Genomic DNA, 18432 nt, shown 5'->3' with positions numbered 1-18432 from the left:
AAACCAAAAAAAGGGGTTCTTCGCAGATCATCGTGAACGGGGCGAGAAAGCCTTGTGGGAGTGGTGCTTGCACCGCGATTGGCGCCGATAGGCGCCCCGGGGTTTGTGCCTGGAGCCGGGAAGGCCTTCGGCCTTCTTTCGCGATGCAAGCATCGCTCCCACAGGAAAGCTGCCTACCTCATTTCTTGCCAAACGGCTTCACGCCAAAATGCGATGGACCAAAAAAAGCGCCTGCCACGAGGGACAGGCGCGCGATGCTTCCGGGACGAGGGGCGTCAGACCAGGGCGTCGAGCCCACGGGCCAGGTCGTCGCGGATGTCCTCCAGCGCTTCCAGCCCCACCGCCAGGCGGATCAGGCCCTCGCTGATCCCGGCCGCGGCCTTCTGGTCGTCGGAGAGGCGACCGTGGGTGGTGGTCGCGGGGTGGGTGATGGTGGTCTTGACGTCGCCAAGGTTTCCGGTGATCGAGACCATGCGCGTGGCATCGATCACCGACCAGGCCGCCTCGCGGCCGCCCTTCACCTCGACGCCGACCACCGCGCCGTAGCCTCGCTGCTGACGGCCAGCGAGCTCGTGCTGGGAGTGGCTCGCCAGGCCGCTATAGTGGACCCTCGCCACGGCCGGATGGCCCTCCAGCCATTCGGCCAGCCGCCCGGCGTTCTCGCAGTGGGCGCGCATGCGCAGGTTCAGGGTCTCGAGGCCCTTGGTGAAGACCCAGGCGTTGAAGGGGCTCAGGCAGGGCCCGCAGGTGCGCACCACCCCGAACACCTCCTCGAGCTCCTTGTCGCGACCGACCACGGCCCCGCCGACCGCCCTGCCCTGGCCATCCAGGTACTTGGTGGCGGAGTGGATCACGAGGTCCGCCCCCAGCGCGAGCGGCCGCTGCAGTGCCGGCGTCAGGAAGCAGTTGTCGATGGCGAGCCAGGCCCCCTGGCGGTGAGCGATCTCGGCCAGGGCCGCGATGTCCACCACCTCGGAGAGCGGGTTCGAGGGCGTCTCGGCGAACAGCAGCCGGGTCGACGGGCCGACGGCCGCCTCCCACTCCTCGAGGTTCGACAGCTCCACGTAGCGGGTGGTGATGCCGAACTTGCCCAGATACTTGTCGAACAGGCTGACCGTGGAGCCGAACAGCGACCGCGAGGCCACGATCTCGTCGCCCGCGGAGAGCAGCGCCAGCGCCGTGGCCATGATCGCCGCCATGCCGGAACTGGTGGCCACGCAGCGCTCGCCGCCCTCCATGGCCGCCAGACGCTGCTCGAAGGTGCGCACGGTGGGATTGGTGAAGCGCGAGTAGATGTTGCCCGGCTCCTCCCCCCCGAACTTGGCCGCTGCTTCCGCGGCACTGCCGTAGACGAAGCTCGAGGTCGGGAAGATCGGCTCGCTGTGCTCCTGCTCGTGGGTGCGCCGGTGCCCGGCGCGGATGGCCAGGGTCTCGAACTCCCACTCCGGCGCGGATGTCTGGTCTTGCTGCATGACGGGCCCCTCAGTCGTCGATGTCATCTTCCTGGTTGTGCATCCCCACCAGCGCATGGTCGCCGGCGCTGAGCTCCTTGGCATCGTCGCTGCGCGAGGCCTCGAGCGCCGCCAGGTAGCCATCGTCGATGTCACCGGTCACGTAGTGGCCATCGAACACCGAGCAGTCGAAGTGTTCGAGGTCCGGGTTCACCTCGCGACAGGCGGCCTTCAGGTCATCGAGGTCCTGATAGAAGATCCGGTCGGCCCCGATCAGCTCGCCCACCTCGGCCTCGCTGCGCCCGTGGGCGATCAGCTCGCCCGCCGCCGGCATGTCGATGCCGTAGACATTGGGATAGCGCACCGGCGGCGCGGCGGAGGCGAAGTAGACCTTGCGAGCGCCGGCCTCGCGCGCCATCTGGATGATCTGCTTGCAGGTGGTGCCGCGCACGATGGAGTCGTCCACCAGCAGCACGTTCTTGCCCTGGAACTCGACGCCGATGGCGTTGAGCTTCTGGCGCACCGACTTCTTGCGCTGGGTCTGGCCGGGCATGATGAAGGTCCGCCCGATATAGCGGTTCTTCATGAAGCCCTCGCGGTAGGTCACGCCGAGGTGCTGGGCGAGCTCCAGCGCCGAGGTCCGCGAGGTGTCGGGGATCGGGATCACCACGTCGATGTCGTGCTCGGGCCACTCGCTCTGGATGCGGTCGCCGAGCTTGCGCCCCATCTGCATGCGGGTGCCGTAGACGTAGGCGCCGTCGAGGATGGAGTCCGGGCGCGCCAGGTAGACGTGCTCGAAGATGCAGGAGGCGAGCCGCGGGGTGTCGGCACACTGCTGGGTGTGGATGGCACCGGTCATGTCGACGAAGATCGCCTCGCCCGGGGCCAGGTCGCGATGCAGCTCGAAGCCGCCGACGTCCAGGGCCACGGACTCCGAGGCGATCATCACCTCCTGCCCCTCGCCCTCGTCGCGGGTGCCGAAGACCACCGGACGGATGCCATAGGGGTCGCGGAAGGCGACCATGCCGACCCCGTTGATGATCGCCACCGCGGCATAGCCGCCCCGGCAGCGACGATGCACGCGGCGCACCGCGTCGAAGATGTCGCCCGGCGCCAGGTGCAGTCCCTGCTTGCCGAGCTCGTGGGCGAAGACGTTGAGCAGCACCTCGGAGTCGGAACTGGTATTGATGTGGCGCAGGTCCGAGGAGAACAGCTCCTGCTTGAGCTGGTCGGAGTTGGTCAGGTTGCCGTTGTGCGCCAGGGTGATGCCGTAGGGGGAGTTGACGTAGAACGGCTGCGACTCCGCTTCGCTGGAGGAGCCGGCGGTGGGATAGCGCACGTGACCGATGCCCAGGTTGCCCTTGAGGCGGGCCATGTGGCGGGTATGGAAGACGTCCCGCACCAGGCCGTTGCTCTTGCGCAACAGGAACCGGCCATCGTCCCAGGTCATCATGCCGGCGGCATCCTGTCCGCGGTGCTGGAGCACGGTCAGGGCGTCATAGATGCCCTGATTCACCGCCTGCTTGGCCATCAGGCCCACGATACCGCACATTCTACCTTACCTCTCTTGCCGGACCTGATGTCCGGGCTTGCTGTGAAGGGTCGGGACGGCGGGTGGCGCCGTCCCTGCGTCAGGTGTCAGGGGGGCGTCGCCTCATCGGCGTCGTCCGGTTCGGCCTCGGCGGACGTGGCCGGCGTCGCCTGGGGCAGGGAGAGCTCCCGCAGCGAGGACGCCTCGGGCAGGCGTCCCTCCCAGGCCGCCAGTTGGCTCACCGCCCAGGTCTGGAGACGCTCGAAGGTCGGGCGCAGCGTCGCCTCCTGCCAGGCCTGGAGCTGCACCAGCGGCGTCAGGCTCAGCAGGACGGTCACCAGGACCAGGATCGCCGTGCCCTTGGCCAGGCCGAAGGCGGTGCCGGTCACCCGGTTGAACAGGCCCATGCCCACCCACTCCACGGCGGCATGCACCATGCGGATGATCAGGCCGCAGAGCAGGATCACCGCAAAGATCACCAGCACGAAGGCCAGCACCAGACGACCATCCGCGCTGTCGATGACGCCGGCGAGCAGGTCCGCCACCGGCGGGGCCAGCAAGCGGGCCGCCAGCAGCGCGAGGATCCAGGCGGCGAGTCCCAGGGCCTCGCGGACCAGGCCGCGCATGAAGCCGGCAAGCCCGGTCACCACCAGCACCGCCACGAAGATCCAGTCGATCCAGGTCAGTGTCATGAACCGCTGTCCACGCGCACCAGCAGGCCCTGGAGATTGTCCCGGGCCTTGAGCTCACCCATCACCCGTTCGCCCTCCCGGGAGGAGGCGAAGGGACCGACGTAGACGGTGGTCAGGCCGTTGTCGCGGGCGCGGCGATAGACGGGCAGGCCCTGCTTGGTGAGCTTCGCCTCGAGGCGCTCGGCGTTGGCGGCCTCGCCGAAGCTGCCCACCTGCACGGCCCACTCCCCGGCGGGCGCGGCCTCGACCGGCGTGCCGGACGCCTGGGGCTGGCTCGCCAGGCGCTCGTCGGCGGCGCGGGCCAGCTCGGCGATGGGATCTTCGGCCGGCGCGTCGGCGGGCTCGGGCGACGTCGCGGCCGGCTCGGGCGCCGGTTCAGACGCGGGTTCGGGCGTCGGCGTGTCCTCCGGCGTCGCCTGCGATGCGGCGGTGGCCGCGGAGGCAGGCTCGGGGGCGGCCTCGTCCCCGGCCCCACGATCGAGGCTCTCCGGAGGCTGCGGGTCCGGCAGCTCGCGGCGCGAGACCTCGACCGGCTGCTCGATGGTCATCACCGGCTGGGGCCGCTCGCCGCGCGGCGCCGGATCCTCGAAGAGCATGGGCAGGAAGATTACCGCCAGGGCGATCAGGATCACGGCCCCGCTCAGGCGCTCTCGCATTCCGTACTTCATCTCGCTTCCTCGCTGCGCGTGGCCCGCTCGGCCGTCGCCGCCGCGCTCGGGCCATCGGCCTGATGCCAGGCCAGCACGGCGGCAACGGTGAAGAAGGAGCCGCAGACCAGCACGCGATCCTCGGGCGCGAGGCGCGCGCTCAGCCAGTCGGCGGCCTCGGCCGGCGACGTGCCGCGGTGCCAGACCGTGGCGCCGTGGCGGGCCAGGCGCTCGGCCAGGTCATCGGCCGTGCGCGCCCGCTCCCCCTCGAGGCTCGCCGGCACCCAGGCATCCACCGACGGCGCCAGGGCGGCGATCACTCCATCGGCATCCTTGTCGGCGAGCATGCCGATCAGGGCGATGGTGCGCCCGGCGCAGGGGCGTGCCGCGAGCCGGTCGGCCACGTAGGCGGCGGCGTGGGGGTTGTGGCCGACATCCAGGCACCAGGGGCCGAGCCACTGCATGCGCCCGGGCAGCCGCACGCTCGCCAGCGCCTGGCGGCAGGCCGCCGCCTCCAGCGATACCCCGGCGAGCGCCAGGGCCTGCAGCGCGCTGGCGGCATTGTCCAGCGGCAGCCCCGGGTCGGGCAGCTCGGCGAGCGCGATGCGACCATCCGCACCGATGCATCCCTTGCTGTCTAAGTATCCATTGGGGTCTGACCCCAAGGATTCCTTAGGGGTCTGACCCCAAAAGCGCCAGGTCTCGCCATCGCTGTCACGCTGGAAGGCCTCGCCCAGGGCGTAGACGTCGGCCCCGCGCTCGCGGGCCACCCGGCGTACGCTCGCCGGCAGGGTCGTGCTGCCCAGCACCGCGGGTCGGCCGGGGCGCAGGATGCCGGCCTTCTCGCGGCCGATGCCCTCGAGGTCGGTGCCCAGGAAGGCGGCATGGTCCTGGGCCACGGTGGTGATCACCGCGACGTCGGGATCGATGACGTTGACGGCATCCAGGCGGCCACCCAGTCCTACCTCGAGGATCGCCAGCGCCGGACGCTGGCGGGCGATCGCCCATAGCGCCCCGAGGGTGCCCATCTCGAAGTAGGTCAGGCTGATCGGCTCGCCGTCGAGCCGCGCCGCCTCGACCGCCTCGAAACCGGCGATCAGGGTGGCGTCATCGGCCTGCCGTCCGTCGAGCCGGAGGCGCTCGTTGTAGCGCAGCAGGTGGGGCGAGGTGTAGGTCGCCGTGGAGAGGCCGTGGGCCCGAGCCAGGGCCTCGAGCATGGCCACGGTCGACCCCTTGCCGTTGGTGCCGGCGACGGTGATGACCCGCGCCGCCGGCGACGCCTCGAGAAGCCCCAGGCGGCGTGCGACCTCGGCCACGCGTTCGAGGCCGAGGTCGATACCGACCGGGTGAGCCGCTTCCAGCCGGGCCAGCCAGGCAGGAAGCGTCGTGGGCAGGGCATCTTCGCTCATGGGCTGGGTCAGCGCGCCGCGTCGGAACGCTCTGCGTTCGGCTCGGCGTCGCTTGCGGCGTCCTGCGGTTCACCCTCGGCGGGTGCCGCGGCCGGCAGCTCCTCCTGCTCGGCCTGTTCGGCCACCTGCACCAGGTCCGGCTCATCGGCGACCGGCGCCTCGCCGACCAGCGGCTGGTGGGTCAGCTTGCGCAGCACGCCACCGAGGCGCGAGCGGATCTCGGCACGATGGACGATCATGTCCACGGTGCCGTGCTCGAGCAGGAACTCGCTGCGCTGGAAGCCCTCGGGGAGCTTCTCGCGCACGGTCTGCTCGATGACCCGCGGCCCGGCGAAGCCGATCAGCGCGTTGGGTTCGGCCACGTTGAGATCGCCCAGCATCGCCAGGGACGCCGTGACGCCGCCGAACACCGGATCGGTAAGCACCGAGATGTAGGGCACGCCGGCCTGCTTGAGCTTCTCCAGGGCCGCCGAGGTCTTGGCCATCTGCATCAGCGAGAAGAGCGCCTCCTGCATGCGCGCCCCGCCCGAGGCCGCGAAGCAGACCAGCGGGATGCCCTCGTCGAGGGCGACGGTGGCGGCGCGCACGAACTTCTCCCCCACCACGGCACCCATGGAGCCGCCCATGAAGGTGAACTCGAAGGCGACCGCGACCACGGGCAGGCCCTCCAGGGAGCCACGCATGGCGACCAGCGCATCGTTCTCGCCGGTGGCCTTCTGCGCCGCCACCAGGCGATCCCGGTACTTCTTGGAGTCGCGGAACTTGAGGCGATCGATCGGCTCGAGCTGGGCCGCGATCTCCTCGCGGCCCTCCTTGTCCAGGAACCAGTCGAGGCGCTTGCGCGCGGTCAGGCGCAGGTGATGGTCGCACTTGGGGCAGACGCTATGGTGTTTTTCCAGCTCGGGGAGATAGAGCACCGCTTCGCACTTGGGGCACTTGCGCCACAGGCCGTCGGGGACACTCGCGCGACGATCCTTGCGCTGGATGCGGCCCACCGAGGGCACGATCTTGTCTAGCCAGCTCATGTCAGAAACACTTCCGTATAGGCTGATGCCCCCGACGGCGCCGGGAGCAGGGTCGATTCGTTGGCGAGGAGGATCAGGCGTCCAGCGCCTGGCGCATCTCTTCCAGGACCGCCTCGAGGGCGGCAGGGATCGCCTCGGGTTGCTCGGCGTTCTCGGCGATGCGGTTGACCAGCGCCGAGCCGACGATCACGCCGTCGGCCACCTTGCCCACCTCGGCGGCCGAGGCGCCATCGCGGATGCCGAAGCCCACGCACAGCGGCAGATCGGTCATCTCACGCAGCGGCGCCAGATGCTCGGCCACGTCGTCGGCATTGAGGGTCGCCGAGCCGGTCACGCCCTTCAGCGAAACATAGTAGAGGTAGCCCTCGCCGTGGGCGCATATTGTAGCGGCCCGGGCACGCGAAGTGGTAGGGGCGACCAGGAAGATCGACGCCAGGCCGCGCGCCTTGAGCAGCGGTCCGACCTCGTCGGCCTCCTCCGGCGGCATGTCGACGATCAGCACGCCGTCGACGCCGGCGGCGGCGGCCTGGTCGGCGAAGGCCTCGAGGCCGAGGCGCTCCACCGGGTTGAGGTAGCCCATCAGCACGACGGGCGTCTCGGCGTCGGTGCGGCGAAACTCGCTGACCATCTCGAAGAGGTGGCTGAGCCGCACGCCCTTCTTGAGGGCTCGCTCGCAGGCCTTCTGGATCACCGGCCCGTCGGCCATGGGGTCCGAGAACGGCACGCCGAGTTCGATGACGTCGGCGCCGGCCGCCACCAGGGCGTGCATGAAGCCGACGGTATACTGGGGCGCCGGATCGCCGGCGGTGATGTAGGGAATCAGCGCGCGCCGGCCCTCGGCCTTGAGCGCCGCGAAGCGTTGGTCGATACGATTCATGGTGTGGGCCGTCATCTAGAATTCGATTCCGTCGATCTTCGCCACCGTCATGATGTCCTTGTCACCACGCCCGGAGAGGTTGATCACGATGTTCTGGTCGGGGCGCAGGGTCGGCGCCAGCACCTTGGCGTAGGCCAGGGCGTGAGCGGACTCGAGCGCCGGCATGATGCCCTCGACATGGGTCAGCTCGCGAAACGCCTCGAGCACGTCGCTGTCGTTGGCGGCCACGTAGTGGACCCGCCCGACGTCCTTCCACAGGGCGTGTTCGGGGCCGACGCCCGGATAGTCCAGGCCCGCGGAGACCGAGTGGGTATCGGAGACCTGGCCGCCTTCGTCGGACATCAGGTAGGTGCGATTGCCGTGCAGCACGCCGCGTGGGGCACCCGACGCCAGGGGCGCGGCGTGGCGCCCGGTCTCGACGCCGTCGCCGCCGGCCTCGACGCCGTACATGACGACGTCATCGTCCTCGACGAACGGGTAGAAGAGGCCCATGGCGTTGGAGCCACCGCCGACGCAGGCGATCAGCGCATCGGGCAGCTTGCCGAACTCCTCGAACGACTGGCGGCGCGCCTCGCGGCCGGCGACGGCGTTGAAGTCGCGCACCAGCATCGGATAGGGGTGCGGTCCCGCCACGGTGCCGATGATGTAGAAGGTGTTGTCGACGTTGGTCACCCAGTCGCGCAGCGCCTCGTTCATGGCGTCCTTGAGGGTGCGGGTGCCGGACTCCACCGGGATGACGTTGGCGCCGAGCAGGCGCATGCGGTAGACGTTGAGCTTCTGGCGCTCGACATCCGCGGCGCCCATGTAGACGTCGCACGTCAGGCCCAGGCGCGCCGCCACGGTGGCGGTGGCCACGCCGTGCTGGCCGGCGCCGGTCTCGGCGATCACCCGCGGCTTGCCGCTCTTCTTGGCCAGCAGCGCCTGACCGATGGTGTTGTTCACCTTGTGGGCGCCGGTGTGGTTGAGGTCCTCGCGCTTGAGCCAGATCTGCGCCCCACCGAGCTGCTTCGACCATCGCTCGGCATGATAGAGCGGTGACGGGCGGCCCACGTAGTGCGCCAGGTCGTAGTCGAATTCCGCCTGGAAGTCCGGGTCGTCACGAAGACTCAGGTAGGTCTTCTCCAGCTCGTCCAGGGCGAAGCTCAGGGTCTCCGAGACGAACCGGCCGCCGTAGGTGCCAAAATGGCCGCGGGCATCCGGCAGTCGGGTCAGGTCACTGAACTTGCTCACGAAAGACACCTCACAGGGTCGCCAGAAGGGGGTGAAGGGGGAACGGAGACGCCGCGGGCTCAGCGAGCGCGCCGCTCGTCGGCCCGGCGCACGGCGTGCAGGAAGGCCGCCATGCGGGTGGCGTCCTTGACGCCGGGCGCGCTCTCGATGCCGCCAGAGACATCCACCGCGAAGGGACCGACGGCCGCGATCGCCGCGCCGACATTGTCCGGCGTCAGGCCTCCGGCGAGGATAACAGGTTTTGCCAGGCTTGCGGGGATTCGCGACCAGTCGAAGGTCTCCCCCGTGCCGCCCGGCACGCCGGGCCGATAGGCGTCGAGCAGCAGCGCCCGGGCACCGTCATAGGCCGCGGCGACGGCGGGCAGGTCGAGGCCCTCGCGCATGCGCAGGGCCTTGATCCAGGGGCGCCCGGCCGCCTCGCAGGCGGACGGAGTCTCGTCACCGTGGAACTGCAGCAGATCCAGGTGCGGCGCACAGCGCTCGACCAGGGAGGGTGCCGGGTCGACGAAGAGCCCCACCCGGGTGACGAAAGCCGGCACCCGGGCACTCAGCTCGGCGAGCCGCTGTTCGTCGATGGCGCGCTTGCTGCCCGGCCAGAGCACGAAGCCGAGGGCGTCCGCGCCGGCGGCCACGGCGGCGTCGACGTCCGCCTCGCGGGTCAGGCCACAGAACTTGATACGGGTGCGAAGCGCCATTAGAGAAACCTTTGCTGATGGTGGGTCCAAGAGCTCGGCGTAGCCCCAGGGCCTCCCCAGAATTTACGTGACGGCACGGTGCCGCGCCCTTGGGGTCTGACCCCGCTGCTGCCTATTGCGTCAACACACCGAGATGACTGAGCACTCAACGCCTGGGGGTCAGACCCCAAGGGCTACGCTCGCCGCTTACCAATCATGCGTGATACCGAAGGCATCAGGCGTGCTCTCCTGCCGCCACCGGACGGCCACGACGAAATTCGACCATCGGGCAATCGGGCAGGGTCCGCTCGCCGGTCCACTCGCCGAGGAAGGCGAGCAGGTTGGGGCCCAGCGGCTCACGGGGCAGGCCCCAGCGCTCGTCGTAGAGGGAGTCGACGAAGTGCAGGCCGCAGGCGGGCGCGGTCACATCGGCCAGGGAACGGTCCTTCAGAGCCATGAGCTCGGCCAGGTAGTCGTCGCCCCGCTCGCCCCGCCCCACCGTGACCAGCGCCCCCACGATATTGCGGATCATGTGGTGCAGGAAGGCGTTGCCCTGGACGTCGACGACCACCAGGGGGCCGTGGCGATGCACCTCGATGAAGTGGAGGTGGCGCCAGGGCGTCTTCGACTGGCAGCCGGCCGCACGGAAGCTCGAGAAGTCGTGCTCGCCCACCAGCGCCTGGGCGGCCCGGTGCATGGCGTCGGCGTCCAGGGGGTCGCGACACCAGGTGGCGTTGGCGCGCTCCAGCACCGGCCGGCTCGGCTGGTTGAGGATCACATAGCGGTAGCGCCGGGCCAGGGCCTTGAAGCGGGCATGGAAGTCATCGGCGACCGGCTTAACCCAGCGCACCGCGACGTCGCGCGGGAGGTTGGCATTGGCACCGAACACCCAGGCCTTCTCCGAACGAGGGACCGGGGGATCGAAGTGGATGACCTGGCGGGTCGCGTGGACGCCGGAGTCGGTCCGCCCGCTGCAGTGCACGGTAATCGCCTGCCCGGCCGCCACCTTCGAGAGCGCGGCCTCGACGGCCCCCTGGACGGAGGGAGCGTGCTTGAGGCGCTGCCAGCCGCAGTAGTCGCTGCCGTCGTACTCTACCGCCATGGCCAGGCGGCCGCTCAGGGAGTGACGTTCATCGAGGGATCTGAAAAGGGTCATGCGGCCTCATGGCAGGTGTTGATCCAGCAGTTCGCGGGCCTCCTGCCGGGCATCCGAGTCATCGGTCTCGTCGATCAGGCTCTCGAGCAGCGCTCGGGCCTGGGCGCGCTCGCCGGCATCGAACAGGTGCTGCGCCTCGGCGAGTGTCGACGCCGGGGAGGCCGCCGCGGAAAAGTGGGCATTATCGCGTGACAGCGGCGGGAAGGCCACCTCCTCGACGTCCCACTCCTCGGACAGGGTGCGCTCATCACGCCCCCCCAGCGTGGCCGAGGGCGCCTCATCCCCGCCGAAGCCGGACGGCGTGAAGTCCACGCTGGGCTGCATGGGCGTCTCTTCCCGCGGCTCGGGCGTCGCCTCCAGGGAGGGGGGGCGATAGTCGATGATATCGCGCCCCTCTTCGGTCTTCACGGTCTCGAGCGGCACCGCGGCGAGGGACGACGCGGGCGCGGATTCGTCGGGTTCTGCCGACGCCTCGTGGGCCTCGACGGACTCGCCGGTATCGGAGGTCGCGGCAGCGGGCTCCGACTCGGCGGGGGCAGCCAGCTCGGGCCGACGATAGGCAGCCTGAGAATCGGCCGCCCTGTCGTCGTGGCGCGGTTCGTCGCCGGCGGCCGGCGTGGAAGCAGGCGACGCCGCCTCTTCCGCATCGCCGGTCACCCCCTCCTCGTCCGGGGCGTCAGGCTCATCGAAATGACGCGGCTGTTGCTCGTCAGCCTCGGGAAACACGGCCCGCTCGGGCGCGGCGGAGGCGGCGTGTACCGCGTGACGCTGCATGAGCGCGGCCACGTCGGCCTGGACATCGGGATCCCCGCCGGCGCGCAGCTGCTCCGCCTGGCGCGCCGCGGCGCCGCGATCGCCCTGCTCCAGCTGCACCCGCAGCAGCTTGAGCCTCAGATCGTCGCGACCGGGCTCGCGAACCAGGCTCGCCTCGAGCAGCTCGCGCGCCTGGTCATAACGCCCATAGGCGATGAAGATATCTACCTCGTTGATGGCCTCGGCTTCGGGCATGGAGGCACGCGCCGAAGTCCTTGGCGGCTCCTCGCGCCCGGCGGCGGGCGTCTCGTCGACGACGCGACCATCGGCGCCGGGCATCACCACACGGCTGGTCGCGGGATCCACCGGACGCGCCTCATTGAAGACCGGCGCCGGCTCTTCGCGCCGCCGACGGCGCACCAGGGCCCAGAGCGCCAGCAGGGCCGCCAGGCCGGCACCGCCCAGCATCAGGGGGCGATCCATGGCGCCCTGATAGAGGGCACCCCACCAGGGGGTCGGCGGGGTCTGTGAGGATGCGCTGCCCGGCGCCACCACGCCGCCCGTCCCGGCGGCATCCGCGCCGTTGCCGCCGGCGGCGAGGCTCGCCAGCTGCTCGCGCATGGCCTCCACCTCCTCGCGCAGATCGCCGAGCGCCGCCTGCAGGGCATCCCGTTCGCTGCGCACCGCCTCCAGGTCCTCCTGGCTCTGCTGCCAGCGCGCCTCGAGGCGCAGCAGGCGCTGGTCCTCGGTCAGCTCGCCGCCGCCCTGGATCATCGCCAGCACGTCGGGGTCGATGGCCTGTCCCTCGCCCCGCTCCGCCGGCGAGAGGGCGAGCGCCGGCGCATCGCCCGCTTCCCGTGCCGAGACGGCAGCCACGTCCACTTCCCCTTCGGCCGCTTCCCCTTCGGCCGCTTCCGCCGAGGCGGGCCCACCCTCGGCGGCGAGATCGGCGTCGCTCAGGAGCGTCAGTCGCTGGCCGCCCTCGCCGTCAGGCTCGCCGGCCTCGGCCGTCGACGCCACCCCGGATACCTCGCCTTCGGGCGCTGACGCCTCGGCCCCGGTCTCGACCCCGGCGCTGGCCACGGCCGCCGCCGACTCGGCATCGCCCAGGGGCACCCTCGCCGGAGCGCCGCCGCCCCGATTGGCCCAGGCCTGGTTCATGGCCTGGACGAGCTCATCGGCCCGAGTGGCGGAACGTGCCGCGATGGCCTCGCGGGGCGGCACCACCAGGGTGAAGCCGGCGCGCATGGCGTTGATATTGCCGGAGGGGAAAGCCTCCGGGTTGGCCTCGACCAGGGCGACCATCATCTGGTCGATGCTGATGCCGCTGTCCGGGCGCAGCCGGCCGGCCACGGACCACAGCGTATCGCCGGGACGCACCCAGGCGGGAGCGCCCGCCTCGGCTGCGGCCGGGGGACGGGCCACCGGGCGCGGCGTGGCGTCCGATGCCCGAGGCGTGGAGGGCTCTCGCGACACCGCCGGCGCCGCCGTGGGGGCCGCGACCAGGGCCGGCAGTCGCTCGTAGTCCGCTGGATCAAGCAGCAGGGTCACCTCCCGCAGCTGACGACCCCCAGGCCAATCGAACCGCAGCAGCAGGTCGACCCAGGGCTCGCGCACGGCGCGCTCGGTGGTCAGGTCGAGCATCAGGCGGCCCTGGCGCCTCGTCACCGCCATCTTGACGCTGGCCGCCAGCGGCGTGCGCGGAAGGCCGGCGGCCGCGAAGGCCTCGGCGTCCGCCACGGAAACATTGAGCAGCCCGGGCTGCAGGCCGGCACTGTCGGTCAGGGGGATGCTGGCCCGCAGCGGCGCACTGAGCGTCGAATTGACCTCGGCCTCCCCCAGGCCTAGGGCCAACGCCAGGGGACTGGCGGTGGAGAGCGAAAGCAGCATGGCGAGTGTCAGCTTGCGTTTCATGGGGGTCCCTTGCGTCGTTGCTGCCGACGCCTCGAGCCGGGCGACGGGCTGGTCATATATGCTTAGTGGCATCGATGTCTGTGTAACACATTCCGCTCAATGGCGCGCCATCACGGCACCTCAACGAATCCCATACTCTGCAACATACGACATGGATCATGGGCGCCGCGAATCGTCGCCACCAACGAAAGGCGGGGCGCCTCCTGAGGAGACGCCCCGCACATGGCCGGCGTGACGGTGGCCGCCCGCCGCCGAGGCCGTGCCTTACTGCTCGCGCAGGATCTTCAGCATGCGCTTGAGCGGTTCGGCGGCGCCCCACAGCAGCTGGTCGCCGACGCTGAAGGCGGAGAGGTACTCGCCCCCCATGGCCAGCTTGCGCAGGCGACCGACGGGCACGGTCAGGGTGCCGGTCGCGGCCGCCGGCGTCAGGCCGTCGATGGTCGCGTCCTTGTCGTTGGCGATGACCTTGACCCACTCGTTATGGCGCGCCAGTCGATCCTCGATCTCGTCGATCGGCACGTCCTTCTTGAGCTTGATGGTGAAGGCCTGGCTGTGGGAGCGCATCGCGCCGATGCGCACGCAGAGGCCGTCGATGGGAATCGGGCGCTCGTCGAGCCCGAGGATCTTGTTGGTCTCCACGGAGCCCTTCCACTCCTCCTTGCTCTGGCCGTTCTCCATCGGCTTGTCGATCCAGGGCAGGAGGCTGCCGGCCAGCGGAGCACCGAAGTTGTCGGTGGGGAAGTCGCCCGAGCGCATGGCCGCGGTGACCTTGCGGTCGATATCCAGGATGGCGCTGGCCGGGTCGGCGAGCTCGCCGGCCACGCTGTCGCGCAGGCCGCCCATCTGGTTGAGCAGCTCGCGCATGTGCTTGGCGCCGGAGCCGGACGCGGCCTGATAGGTCATGGAGGTCATCCACTCGATCAGGTCGGCCTCGAAGAGTCCGCCCAGGCCCATCAGCATCAGGCTGACGGTACAGTTGCCGCCGACGAAGGTCTTGGAACCCTTGGCCAGCTGGGCGTCGATGACGCCGCGGTTGACCGGATCGAGGACGATGGTCGCCTCGTCGGTCATGCGCAGGGTGCTGGCGGCGTCGATCCAGTAGCCCTTCCAGCCGCCCTGGCGCAGGTCGGCGTAGACCTTCTCGGTGTACTCGCCGCCCTGGCAGGTCACGACCACGTCCAGCGCCTTGAGGGCCTCGAGGTCGAAGGCATCCTTGAGCGGCGGCACGTCGACGCCGACATCGGGACCGGCCTGGCCGACCTGGGAGGTGGTGAAGAAGACCGGCTCGATGCCCTTGAAGTCGCCGTCATCGAGCATCCGCTGCATCAGCACGGAACCGACCATGCCACGCCAACCGACAAAACCGACTTTCAACATGTGAAGTCCTCCAGCAATCGAATGTGCGAAATACTATACACGAGCCGGCCTCGCCTGGCAGGCGGGCCGGCTTTAAGCGAACTTGGGGTCAGACCCTTAAAAAGGCACAGGGGTCAGACCCTTAAGCAGGCTTTGGCATTTCATGCCAAAGCCTGCTTAAGGGTCTGACCCCATTCTGCCCATTCTGCCGCTAGAGGGCCTCGAAGGCGGCGAGCACGGCGTCGCCCATCTCGGCGGTGGAGACGGTGCGAGTCCCCTCGGCGGCGATGTCGGCGGTGCGCAGCCCCTCGTCCAGCACCTTGCCCACGGCGGTCTCGATGCGCGCGGCCAGCGCCGGCGCGTCCAGCGAGTAGCGCAGCATCATGGCCACCGAGAGGATGGTCGCCAGCGGGTTGGCGATGCCCTGGCCGGCGATATCCGGCGCGCTGCCGTGGCAGGGCTCGTACATGCCCTGGCCGCTCTCGTTGAGGGAGGCGGAGGGTAGCATGCCGATGGAGCCGGTCAGCATGGCGGCGGCGTCGGAGAGGATGTCGCCGAACATGTTGCCGGTGACCACGACATCGAACTGCTTGGGCGCGCGCACCAGCTGCATGGCGGCGTTGTCGACGTACATGTGTGAGAGCTCGACGTCCGGATATTCCGGCGCCAGGCGCTCCATCACCTCGCGCCAGAGGATGGTGGCCTCCAGCACGTTGGCCTTGTCGACGCTGCACAGCCGCTTGCCACGCTTCTGGGCCATCTCGAAGGCCACCCGGCCGATGCGCTCGATCTCGCTCTCGCTGTAGACGTAGGTGTTGAAGCCCACCCGCTCGCCGTTGCGCTCCTCGATGCCGCGGGGCTGACCGAAGTAGATGCCGCCGGTGAGCTCGCGCACGATCATGATGTCGAGGCCGGCGACCAGCTCGGGCTTGAGGCTGGAGGCGGCGGCCAGCTGGGGGTAAGTGATGGCCGGGCGCAGGTTGCCGAACAGGCCGAGCTGCTTGCGCACGCCGAGCAGGCCCTTCTCGGGGCGCTTGCTGAGGTCCTCGAGCTTGTCCCACTTGGGCCCCCCCACGGCGCCGAGCAGGATGGCCCGGGCCGCCTTGGCCTTCTCCAGGGTCTCGGCGGGCAGCGGTTCGCCGTGGGCGTCATAGGCGGCACCGCCCAAGAGCCCCTCCTCCACCTCGACGTCCAGGCCGCGGGCCTGACAGGCGGCCAGGATGCGACTGGCCTGGGCGGTGATCTCGGGGCCGATGCCGTCACCCGGGAGGATCAGAATCTTCTGTGTCATTACGTGGTCCTTGTTCGACTATCACCGGGCCGAGGGGCGCCGGCGGCAGGCCGAAGAGGAGGTCCTACGCCAGGGATGGCGTCGGTAGCGCCCAGGGATGGGTTCACAGCGCCTCATCGTGGGGCGGCCCTCCGCAGGCCTGCCGCCGGATCAGCCCCGTTGCCGGGCTAGATGCAGCAGGAAAGTGTCAGGCTCGCGCGGAGTCGCGGAACAGCCAGGGACGCGCGGCGCGGTGCTTCTCCTCGAAGGCGCGGATGGCCTCCTCGTCCTTCAGGGTGATGCCGATATCGTCCAGGCCTTCCAGCAGGCACTGCTTGCGGAAGGCGTCGACCTCGAACTCGAGGATCTCGCCGGCGGGGGTGATCACCCGCTGATGTTCGAGGTCCACGTCGAGCCGGTAGCCCTCCTTGGCCTCGACCTCGGCGAACAGACGGTCTACGGTCTCCTCCGGCAGGGTCACCAGGAGCAGGCCATTCTTGAAGGCGTTGTTGTAGAAGATATCGGCGAAGCTCGGGGCAATCACCACCCGGAAGCCGTAGTCCTCGAGCGCCCAGGGCGCGTGCTCGCGGGAGCTGCCGCAGCCGAAGTTGCGCCGCGCCAGCAGCACGCTGGCACCCTGGTAGCGCGGCTGATTGAGAACGAAGTCCGGGTTGATCGGGCGGTGGGCGACGTCCTGACCCGGCTGGCCCTCGTCGAGATAGCGCAGCTCGTCGAAGAGGTTGACGCCGAAGCCGGTGCGCTTGATCGACTTCAAAAACTGCTTGGGAATGATCAGGTCGGTGTCGACATTGGCCCGATCGAGCGGGGCCACGAGGCCCTCGGCGCGTTCAAACTTGTTCATGGCTCAGGCCTCCTGGGCAACGGGTGAGGCGTCGACCCGGCGGACGTCGACGAAGTGACCGGCGATCGCCGCGGCCGCCGCCATGGCCGGGCTGACGAGGTGGGTGCGCCCGCCGAAGCCCTGGCGCCCCTCGAAGTTGCGATTCGAGGTGGAGGCGCAGTGCTCGCCGGCGCCGAGCTTGTCGGCGTTCATGGCCAGGCACATGGAGCAGCCGGGCTCGCGCCACTCGAAGCCCGCCTCGATGAAGACCTTGTCGAGTCCCTCGGCCTCGGCCTGGCGCTTCACCAGGCCCGAGCCCGGCACGATCATGGCGAGCTTGATGGAGTCGGCCACCTTCTTGCCGCGCGCCACCCTGGCCGCCTCGCGCAGGTCCTCGATGCGCGAGTTAGTGCAGGAGCCGATGAACACCTTGTCGAGACGGATGTCGGTGATCTTCTGCTTCGGCGCGAGCCCCATGTACTCCAGCGCCCGGGTGTAGCCGCGCTGGGTGGTCTCGTCGGCGGCCTCGGCGGGGTCGGGGACCTCGCCGGAGATGCCGGTCACCATCTCGGGGCTGGTGCCCCAGGAGACCTGCGGCTCGATCTCGGCGGCGTCCAGGGTCACCACGGTGTCGAAGGCGGCGTCATCGTCGGAGACGAGCTGTCGCCAGTCGGCCACGGCGGCCTCCCACTGCTCGCCCGACGGGGCGTAGTGGCGATCGCGCAGGTAGTCGATGGTGGTGTCATCCACGGCGATCAGGCCGACCCGGGCGCCCGCCTCGATGGCCATGTTGCACACGGTCATGCGGCCTTCCATGGAGAGCTCCTCGATGGCGCTGCCGGCGAACTCGATGGCGTAGCCGGTGCCGCCCGCGGTGCCGATGCGGCCGATGATCGCCAGCACGACGTCCTTGGCGGTGACGCCGGTGCCGAGGCGGCCCTCGACGCGCACCTGCATGTTCTTCATCTTCTGCGCCAGCAGGCACTGGGTGGCGAGCACGTGCTCCACCTCGGAGGTGCCGATGCCGTGGGCCAGCGCCGCGAAGGCGCCGTGGGTGGCGGTGTGGGAGTCGCCGCAGACCACGGTCATGCCGGGCAGGGTCGCACCCTGCTCCGGACCCACCACGTGGACGATGCCCTGGCGCGGGTCGTTGATCTTGAACTCCTCGATGCCGAACTCGACGCAGTTGTCGTCGAGGGTCTGCACCTGGATCAGCGACACCGGGTCCTTGATGCCGGCGTTGCCCTCGGCCCGCTCCTTCACGGTGGTGGGCACGTTGTGATCCGGGGTCGCCAGGTTGGCGTCGAGGCGCCACGGCCGGCGGCCCGCCAGGCGCAGCCCCTCGAAGGCCTGAGGCGAGGTCACCTCGTGGAGCAGCTGGCGGTCGATATAGATCAGCGCGGTGCCGTCATCGCGCTCCTTGACGAGGTGCTGCGACCACAGCTTGTCGTAGAGTGTCTGGCCTGCCATGTCGTTTCTCCCGGGCTCTCGGGCCCTCACTTGTCCGGTCTCGAGGGTAGTGTCCTGCCACTCGCTCATAAAAGCAATTCATGTTATTTATGGATTGGATTCCATACAGGAATTTATCCTTCCTTCGGGGTCAGAC

Annotated in this window: 15 protein-coding genes; all 15 read right to left on the bottom strand. The window is 69.7% G+C overall.

The features are described 5' to 3' along the window. Positions 1 to 275: 275 nt before the first annotated feature. The 15 genes from FIU83_RS06925 to leuC all read right to left on the bottom strand — a co-directional run bounded on the left by FIU83_RS06925 (position 276) and on the right by leuC (position 18296). Positions 276 to 1472 carry an O-succinylhomoserine sulfhydrylase gene (locus FIU83_RS06925; protein WP_152483373.1) on the bottom strand — a complete coding sequence of 399 codons (1197 nt, stop codon included), beginning with the start codon at positions 1470 to 1472 and terminating at the stop codon, positions 276 to 278. A 10-nt stretch (positions 1473 to 1482) separates the two neighbouring features. Then, on the bottom strand, positions 1483 to 3003 hold the full coding sequence (gene purF, locus FIU83_RS06920) for an amidophosphoribosyltransferase (RefSeq protein WP_152483372.1): 1521 nt from the start codon (positions 3001 to 3003) through the stop codon (positions 1483 to 1485). A gap of 86 nt (positions 3004 to 3089) precedes the next feature. After that, positions 3090 to 3674, bottom strand: a complete 585-nt coding sequence (locus tag FIU83_RS06915) for a CvpA family protein (protein WP_152483371.1) — start codon at positions 3672 to 3674, stop codon at positions 3090 to 3092. Then, positions 3671 to 4342, bottom strand: a complete 672-nt coding sequence (locus FIU83_RS06910) for an SPOR domain-containing protein (RefSeq protein ID WP_152483370.1) — start codon at positions 4340 to 4342, stop codon at positions 3671 to 3673. Before FIU83_RS06910 ends, FIU83_RS06915 begins: the two co-directional genes overlap by 4 nt. Further along, positions 4339 to 5730 carry a bifunctional tetrahydrofolate synthase/dihydrofolate synthase gene (gene folC, locus FIU83_RS06905; RefSeq protein WP_152483369.1) on the bottom strand — a complete coding sequence of 464 codons (1392 nt, stop codon included), beginning with the start codon at positions 5728 to 5730 and terminating at the stop codon, positions 4339 to 4341. Before folC ends, FIU83_RS06910 begins: the two co-directional genes overlap by 4 nt. A gap of 8 nt (positions 5731 to 5738) precedes the next feature. Next, positions 5739 to 6755, bottom strand: a complete 1017-nt coding sequence (gene accD / locus FIU83_RS06900) for an acetyl-CoA carboxylase, carboxyltransferase subunit beta (protein WP_152483368.1) — start codon at positions 6753 to 6755, stop codon at positions 5739 to 5741. Positions 6756 to 6828: 73 nt separating this feature from the next. Beyond that, positions 6829 to 7632 carry a tryptophan synthase subunit alpha gene (gene trpA, locus FIU83_RS06895; protein ID WP_152485282.1) on the bottom strand — a complete coding sequence of 268 codons (804 nt, stop codon included), beginning with the start codon at positions 7630 to 7632 and terminating at the stop codon, positions 6829 to 6831. 15 nt (positions 7633 to 7647) lie between these two features. After that, positions 7648 to 8862, bottom strand: coding sequence for a tryptophan synthase subunit beta (gene trpB, locus FIU83_RS06890; protein WP_152483367.1), 1215 nt, complete (start codon positions 8860 to 8862; stop codon positions 7648 to 7650). 59 nt (positions 8863 to 8921) lie between these two features. Beyond that, positions 8922 to 9557, bottom strand: coding sequence for a phosphoribosylanthranilate isomerase (locus FIU83_RS06885; protein ID WP_152483366.1), 636 nt, complete (start codon positions 9555 to 9557; stop codon positions 8922 to 8924). A 214-nt stretch (positions 9558 to 9771) separates the two neighbouring features. Then, a complete protein-coding gene (gene truA, locus FIU83_RS06880) occupies positions 9772 to 10692 on the bottom strand; it encodes a tRNA pseudouridine(38-40) synthase TruA (RefSeq protein ID WP_152483365.1) in 921 nt (306 codons plus the stop codon). A gap of 6 nt (positions 10693 to 10698) precedes the next feature. Then, entirely contained in the window at positions 10699 to 13359 is a 2661-nt protein-coding gene (locus FIU83_RS06875; protein ID WP_172976044.1) for a FimV family protein, read from the bottom strand. A gap of 264 nt (positions 13360 to 13623) precedes the next feature. After that, complete coding sequence (asd, locus tag FIU83_RS06870) at positions 13624 to 14736, bottom strand: aspartate-semialdehyde dehydrogenase (RefSeq protein ID WP_152483363.1); 1113 nt, start codon at positions 14734 to 14736, stop codon at positions 13624 to 13626. Between the two features lie 190 nt (positions 14737 to 14926). Further along, entirely contained in the window at positions 14927 to 16006 is a 1080-nt protein-coding gene (leuB, locus tag FIU83_RS06865; protein ID WP_152483362.1) for a 3-isopropylmalate dehydrogenase, read from the bottom strand. Positions 16007 to 16193: 187 nt separating this feature from the next. Further along, positions 16194 to 16847, bottom strand: a complete 654-nt coding sequence (gene leuD, locus FIU83_RS06860) for a 3-isopropylmalate dehydratase small subunit (protein ID WP_152483361.1) — start codon at positions 16845 to 16847, stop codon at positions 16194 to 16196. 3 nt (positions 16848 to 16850) lie between these two features. Then, positions 16851 to 18296 carry a 3-isopropylmalate dehydratase large subunit gene (gene leuC / locus FIU83_RS06855; protein WP_152483360.1) on the bottom strand — a complete coding sequence of 482 codons (1446 nt, stop codon included), beginning with the start codon at positions 18294 to 18296 and terminating at the stop codon, positions 16851 to 16853. Positions 18297 to 18432: the final 136 nt, after the last annotated feature.

It is taken from the genome of Halomonas sp. THAF5a, assembly GCF_009363755.1.
Taxonomy (GTDB): Bacteria; Pseudomonadota; Gammaproteobacteria; order Pseudomonadales; family Halomonadaceae; genus Halomonas.
This window is presented reverse-complemented; position numbering and strand designations above follow the sequence as displayed.

Excerpts from the sequence above, each read along its gene's own strand:
- FIU83_RS06925 (WP_152483373.1), bottom strand. The coding sequence starts at position 1,472 with ATGCAGCAAGACCAGACATCCGCGCCGGAGTGGGAGTTCGAGACCCTG.
- purF (WP_152483372.1), bottom strand. The coding sequence starts at position 3,003 with ATGTGCGGTATCGTGGGCCTGATGGCCAAGCAGGCGGTGAATCAGGGC.
- FIU83_RS06915 (WP_152483371.1), bottom strand. The coding sequence starts at position 3,674 with ATGACACTGACCTGGATCGACTGGATCTTCGTGGCGGTGCTGGTGGTG.
- FIU83_RS06910 (WP_152483370.1), bottom strand. The coding sequence starts at position 4,342 with ATGAAGTACGGAATGCGAGAGCGCCTGAGCGGGGCCGTGATCCTGATC.
- folC (WP_152483369.1), bottom strand. The coding sequence starts at position 5,730 with ATGAGCGAAGATGCCCTGCCCACGACGCTTCCTGCCTGGCTGGCCCGG.
- accD (WP_152483368.1), bottom strand. The coding sequence starts at position 6,755 with ATGAGCTGGCTAGACAAGATCGTGCCCTCGGTGGGCCGCATCCAGCGC.
- trpA (WP_152485282.1), bottom strand. The coding sequence starts at position 7,632 with ATGAATCGTATCGACCAACGCTTCGCGGCGCTCAAGGCCGAGGGCCGG.
- FIU83_RS06885 (WP_152483366.1), bottom strand. The coding sequence starts at position 9,557 with ATGGCGCTTCGCACCCGTATCAAGTTCTGTGGCCTGACCCGCGAGGCG.
- truA (WP_152483365.1), bottom strand. The coding sequence starts at position 10,692 with ATGACCCTTTTCAGATCCCTCGATGAACGTCACTCCCTGAGCGGCCGC.
- FIU83_RS06875 (WP_172976044.1), bottom strand. The coding sequence starts at position 13,359 with ATGAAACGCAAGCTGACACTCGCCATGCTGCTTTCGCTCTCCACCGCC.
- asd (WP_152483363.1), bottom strand. The coding sequence starts at position 14,736 with ATGTTGAAAGTCGGTTTTGTCGGTTGGCGTGGCATGGTCGGTTCCGTG.
- leuB (WP_152483362.1), bottom strand. The coding sequence starts at position 16,006 with ATGACACAGAAGATTCTGATCCTCCCGGGTGACGGCATCGGCCCCGAG.
- leuD (WP_152483361.1), bottom strand. The coding sequence starts at position 16,847 with ATGAACAAGTTTGAACGCGCCGAGGGCCTCGTGGCCCCGCTCGATCGG.
- leuC (WP_152483360.1), bottom strand. The coding sequence starts at position 18,296 with ATGGCAGGCCAGACACTCTACGACAAGCTGTGGTCGCAGCACCTCGTC.